At 41.8% G+C, this 5336-nt stretch carries 5 protein-coding genes; 4 read left to right on the plus strand and 1 reads right to left on the minus strand.

Annotated elements, in window-relative coordinates; translation table 11 throughout:
- The first annotated feature begins 519 nt into the window (after positions 1-519).
- The 3 genes from Q0668_RS14770 to Q0668_RS14780 all read left to right on the plus strand — a co-directional run bounded on the left by Q0668_RS14770 (position 520) and on the right by Q0668_RS14780 (position 2612).
- The gene (locus tag Q0668_RS14770; RefSeq protein ID WP_298866012.1) at positions 520-990 is read left to right on the plus strand and encodes a universal stress protein; all 471 of its coding nucleotides are present in this window, start codon (positions 520-522) and stop codon (positions 988-990) included.
- 113 nt (positions 991-1103) lie between these two features.
- The gene (locus Q0668_RS14775; RefSeq protein ID WP_298866014.1) at positions 1104-1463 is read left to right on the plus strand and encodes a 2Fe-2S iron-sulfur cluster-binding protein; all 360 of its coding nucleotides are present in this window, start codon (positions 1104-1106) and stop codon (positions 1461-1463) included.
- 120 nt (positions 1464-1583) lie between these two features.
- Complete coding sequence (locus tag Q0668_RS14780) at positions 1584-2612, plus strand: prenyltransferase/squalene oxidase repeat-containing protein (protein WP_298866016.1); 1029 nt, start codon at positions 1584-1586, stop codon at positions 2610-2612.
- A 32-nt stretch (positions 2613-2644) separates the two neighbouring features.
- On the opposite strand, the gene Q0668_RS14785 is transcribed toward Q0668_RS14780, so the two are convergent.
- Positions 2645-3577, minus strand: a complete 933-nt coding sequence (locus Q0668_RS14785; RefSeq protein WP_298866018.1) for a histone deacetylase — start codon at positions 3575-3577, stop codon at positions 2645-2647.
- A gap of 707 nt (positions 3578-4284) precedes the next feature.
- Between Q0668_RS14785 and Q0668_RS14790 the strand changes: the two genes are divergently transcribed.
- On the plus strand, positions 4285-5336 hold a 1052-nt coding region (locus Q0668_RS14790; RefSeq protein WP_298866020.1), incomplete at its 3' end, for a hypothetical protein.

Below are 5336 nucleotides of genomic sequence, written 5' to 3' on the forward strand. Positions count from 1 at the left end.
AGACAATATTTGAACAGTTCATTGACATCTTGAGTTCCTCATTCCATGTCGTGCAACTTGCACCGTTTTAAAATACCACTTTTAAATTTGACAAACTCCATAAATGTGGTAAGTCACACGGAATAAAAATCGGTTAAATCTGCCTTTTTATAATATATGAAAGTGATAAATCAGTTAGAATAGGTTCAACAACCATCCGTTTATTCTCGCTAAAACGATTTCTCATAAATGCAAGTGTCGTAATTGATAATTCTTTTTTTCTCACTCTAACGGTCGTATCATTTGTAACCGGTTTCAATGGATCGAAAATCACTGATAATTGAGATATAAAGATGGCGCTCATAATAGGAATTAGTTAAAATTTATGGATTATTACTGATAACGGTATCCTTCAGGAAAATACCGAAGTGGTTATATTGATCTTATTAGATAAGACAGCGCCCCGATAAACTGAAAAATATTGGAGCATACACTAGAATAAGAGAAGACGGGCCTTAAAACGTTTTCAGGAGTAAACCCATGTTAGAGATCAAAAAAATTCTCGTACCTACAGATTTCAGTGAGTTTGGTGAACAGGCCTTGCTCTATGGTTGTGAAATGGCCAAACAATTTAATGCTGAATTACATTTGTTAAATGTAGTCCAAGATGCTGTTGCGATGTTCCCTGAACCGAATATGATGGGGACTTCTATGAATGATCTGGTTGCTGACATGCAACATTTAGCCAAAAAACAACTGGAAGGGATGCCTGATCTACCAGGAACCGAGAACCTGAAAGTCGTTCGCGAAATCAGTGTCGGCCCCCCGTTTCTCGAAATTATACGTTATGCAAAGGCAACAGATATCGATCTGATTGTGATTGGTACACATGGTCGAACTGGAATTAAACATATGCTGCTGGGAAGTGTAGCCGAAAAAGTGGTTCGCAAAGCCCCTTGTCCTGTTCTGACTGTTTCTCATCCCGAACGAGAATTCGTAATGCCTACTTAATTTTTTGATCCGGTTTCCTATAATACTTAAGTCACATATCCGAACAAACATCGAAATCTTTCGATGTAAGCTGAATTCTAATCTAACAAACCCCGCTTTAGATTGAGGAAACGATGCCAAAACTGACTGTTGAAAATGTAGGAGAATTTGAAGTCGAAGCCGGAAAAAGATTGGTGCTGGCCTTAACCGATGATGCCCACATCGATCAATTACATGCTTGTGGTGGTGCAGGTCGCTGTACAACGTGCCGTGTTGAATTTATTACAGGCGAACCGGCTCAAATGACACTAGCAGAAAAAAATACGCTTGAAGGCCGCGAATTAACAGGCTGCCGATTGAGCTGTCAAATTCTTTGCAATGACAATATGACAGTCAAAGCCACCAGCCGCCTTGAGGGAAGTGGTAGAGCAGATGCCGGAAATAGACCTCTAGACGAAATAGAACCACAGCCGGTAGAATGGGTTGATAAATAATAACTGATTAATAACCGGAAAGTTCAGACGCGCATAAACGACGGATTACAGTCCTGAACGTTCCTCTATCATCTCTTGAATTTTACAATAGATGAAATCTCTTGAAAGAGGGAGAACCTGATGCGAAAAGTTCTGACTTTTCTTTTGGTAGTATGTTGGCTCATCCTGCCTGATCCAAGTTTGACCTACGCAAAAAAACGCGACCCCAAAATCCAGAAGGCCATTTCAAATGCTCTGACATTCCTGGCCAGAGAACAACGTCGACAAGGATATTGGGAAGCAAATGGTGGTCAATATCGTGTGGCAATGACTGCTCTCGCTGGAAATGCGCTTTTGGCTGAGGGTTCTACAACCACCCGCGGCAAGTATGCCAAAAACATCAAAAATGCAGTAGACTACCTACTTGAAATGAGCCAGAGTTCTGGACTGATCGGGTACAAAAACGACTATCATTACACATACGGTCATGGCTATTCGATGGTTTTTTTATCTCAAGTCTATGGCGAAGAAGAGGACTCTCAGCGTCGAGAGGAATTGAAAAGAGTCCTGATTAAAGCAGTCGAGTTCTGTGCCGGCGCTCAAACAACTCGTGGCGGCTGGGGTTATGTCTCTGCTAAAGATGGTAATGATTTTGATGAAGGGTCAACCTGCATTACACAGGTTCAGGGACTGCGTGCTTGTCGGAACGCTGGTATCCCTGTTGATAAAAAAATCATTGATCGTGCCAAAAAATATATTGCGGATTGCACCACTCAAGATGGAGGCGTCCAGTACAGTATCCGTGGAGGCGGTGCCAGACCTGCCATTACAGCTGCTGCCAGTGCAGCCTTATTCAACGCGGGAGAGTATGACTCTGATCAACTAAAAAACATGTTGGAATATTGCAGAAAGAATATCTGGCCTGGGGGAAATACTAATCGCTATTTCGGCCACTGGCATTATGCTCATTTTTACTATGCACAGGTAATGTATAGAGGCGATACTAAAAATTGGGAAAAATACATTAAGGATATAGGCCAGCAAATAATACGCAAACAATCAGCATCAGGCGCCTGGATGGAAGGTCATGTTGGTCCCGTCTATACAACTGCCATCAACGCAACGATTTTGCAACTGGATAAGGGATATCTTCCGATTTATCAGAAATAGCCTCGCCCCAAACACCTCATATACACTCTGGCTTAATCTTCCCCGAGCTTGTATAAATGGCTCACTACAGACTCTGCCAGTTTTTCTGGGTTATATCCTCCTTCCAGCAAACTGACGACTCTTCCATCACAATATTCATTCGCCACATTCAAGACCAACTGAGTCAGTTCCCCAAAATCATCGCTCTCTAAGCCTAACGAACCGATTGGATCGTCCTTATGCGCATCAAAACCAGCACTGATCAGGATTAGCTCAGGACGACATCTGAGTGCAGCGTTATTCAGGACCCTCTCAAAATTCGAGAAATACGCTTCACGTGAAATCCCATAATCCATTGGCAAATTCCATATTGTCCCCCGTCCTTTACCTGCCCCAGTCTCATCGACAGTACCTGTACTTGGGTAAAAATGTGCACGGTGGGCCGAAAAAAAATGAACCTGCTCATCTTGATAAAAGATTTCCTGTGTACCATTGCCATGATGTACGTCCCAATCAACAATTAGTACTCGATTTAATTGATGCTGTTCAATGGCATGTCGCGCAGCAATGGCAACATGATTTAACAAGCAAAACCCCATTGCCTGGTCGGAAAGCGCATGATGCCCTGGAGGTCGAATGGCGCAAAATGCACGCTGCGCCTGCCCTTGAATCACCTGATTGACAGCCTCAACCGCATGGCCAGCCGCGTAGCAAGCAATATCAAACGACTCGGAAGAAACAACCGTATCTGCCTCAATTCTGCCTCCACCTCCATCACAGAATCGTTTCAAATCAGCTACATAATCTGAGGAGTGGACCCTCAGAATCTCCTGACTAGTCGCTTTGACCTGTTTATCAAATATTAACAAACCTGTAATGTCTTCCGTCAAAATACGGTCCATTACTTTTTTCAGTCTTGCTGAACTTTCGGGATGCGATCCGGTATCATGTTGTAAAAAGAGTTCACTCTGAAAGAAAACGGTCATAAAATAATCCAGTTTATTGGCTCATTGCCAGATACACAAAGTTCGTCTGAATCACTCTAACCCTTACAGATGGACTATTTGATTCGGTCTGAACTGAACATTCCCACAACATGCTGTTCCCGTGAAATCATGCCGATAAGCTACAAGACCGGAGAGGGAACAATTAATCTGCTACATTTCCGCTACTCGTACTTTTAGCCAAAACGTCTTCTCAAGAGAATCGGTCACGAATGATTGAGAAAATTCTTGACAGCCCGTAAGATAAAGCGATAACGTAAGATAATAACATTATCACGTGTAAATCGACATTATGAAATTGGCATTATGATATGGGATTTTTCCTATTATCAAAGTCGAGTTCATAATTAATTCCTTGTATCTGTAAGCATTAATTGCCATATTTAATTGGTAAGTGTTTTGTGTATATCGTATGATAATTAGTAAATCATCTCCTCATTCCGCTTCGTTCGGAGCCATATTCGCGGTCGGCATTTATTCACAGGAATTTCAATCGGCTGCCATAGAGTTTTTTGCCTTATTTGTGTAATATTTCCTTGAATGTAAAGCTCCCTATTATAGTCGAGAGTGCCCCGTAAGTTTTTTTACGAACTGGGGTTCGAGCAGAACGTTGAATGAAGGAACTTTCCGTGCGACAATCCATATGCTCGTCTCAGGCCAATTCACCAGCTGGAATACTGTCTGTCAGATTGAGAGTCATTTCACTTTTGACAGCTAGTATACTGATGCCAGCTGGTTCGTTTCTTTTTGGCCAGCAGCCTGCTCCTAATCAAAACCAAGGGCTTGTTAAACTCAAGGAATTGATGACTCCTGCAGAGGCACTTCAATTTCGAAAAGATAACCTCTCTAATTTTGATAAAAAACTTCGAGGTGGAACGATCAGTTCCGAAGATGATAAAAAACTCATCTCGAGTGGTGCCCGTTTCAAACTTTATTTAATGACGCTGAAGCAGGACCCATTAAAAAAAGACCCCACTCCTACAGATCTTAATAAACTGAGAACGAATATCCTCCGTGATATTCAGTTTTCTGGTAGAGTATCTGGTAAATATCAAGCAAGAGAACTGTACCTGAAAGAACTGACTAAATACGCTGAGGATTTATTTGATAATCAACGATTGGTTCGATTTAACGCTGTCGTCCTGCTTTCACAGCTTGATCTCAGGGATGAAAACCTGCGCAAGAAAACAAAACAAACCGCATATTTACCGGCTTATGTTCCTCTGCTTAAAATAATTGCTTCAAAAGAACAACCGACTGAACTGAAGATTATTGCAGCCAACGGAATCGCCAGGATTGGAAAGCTTGGAGACCCTTCAAATGCTCAAAGAATCAAAATCGCGGAGGCGCTCATTCCTGCACTAGACCAATCACTCAAACAGGAAATGTGGTATCAGCGCAGCCTGGTTTTTGCATTAGGGGCCATGAATATCACAGATAACCTGGCACGCCGCCCTATTGTAGTAGATGCTTTACTTAAGGTTTTGAATGACAAAAAGCGAACTTATAACGTAAGGTCAACTGCTGCATACATACTTGGTACTCTACCACTTAAAGTAAATTCTGATGTCAAACTGATTACTTATTCGGTTGTCGACCTGACAAACGAAATGGTAGGAGCCTATAATAAAAACCCTAAAGCTCGTTTTTGGAAACGTTTATTTTGGAATATCTATCTTGCATTCAAACCTGCATCCAGTGATCCAGATTTCGCAGGTAAAAATGATGGTTTAACTCAAAA

This window comes from uncultured Gimesia sp. (assembly GCF_937910335.1).
Lineage (GTDB): Bacteria > Planctomycetota > Planctomycetia > Planctomycetales > Planctomycetaceae > Gimesia.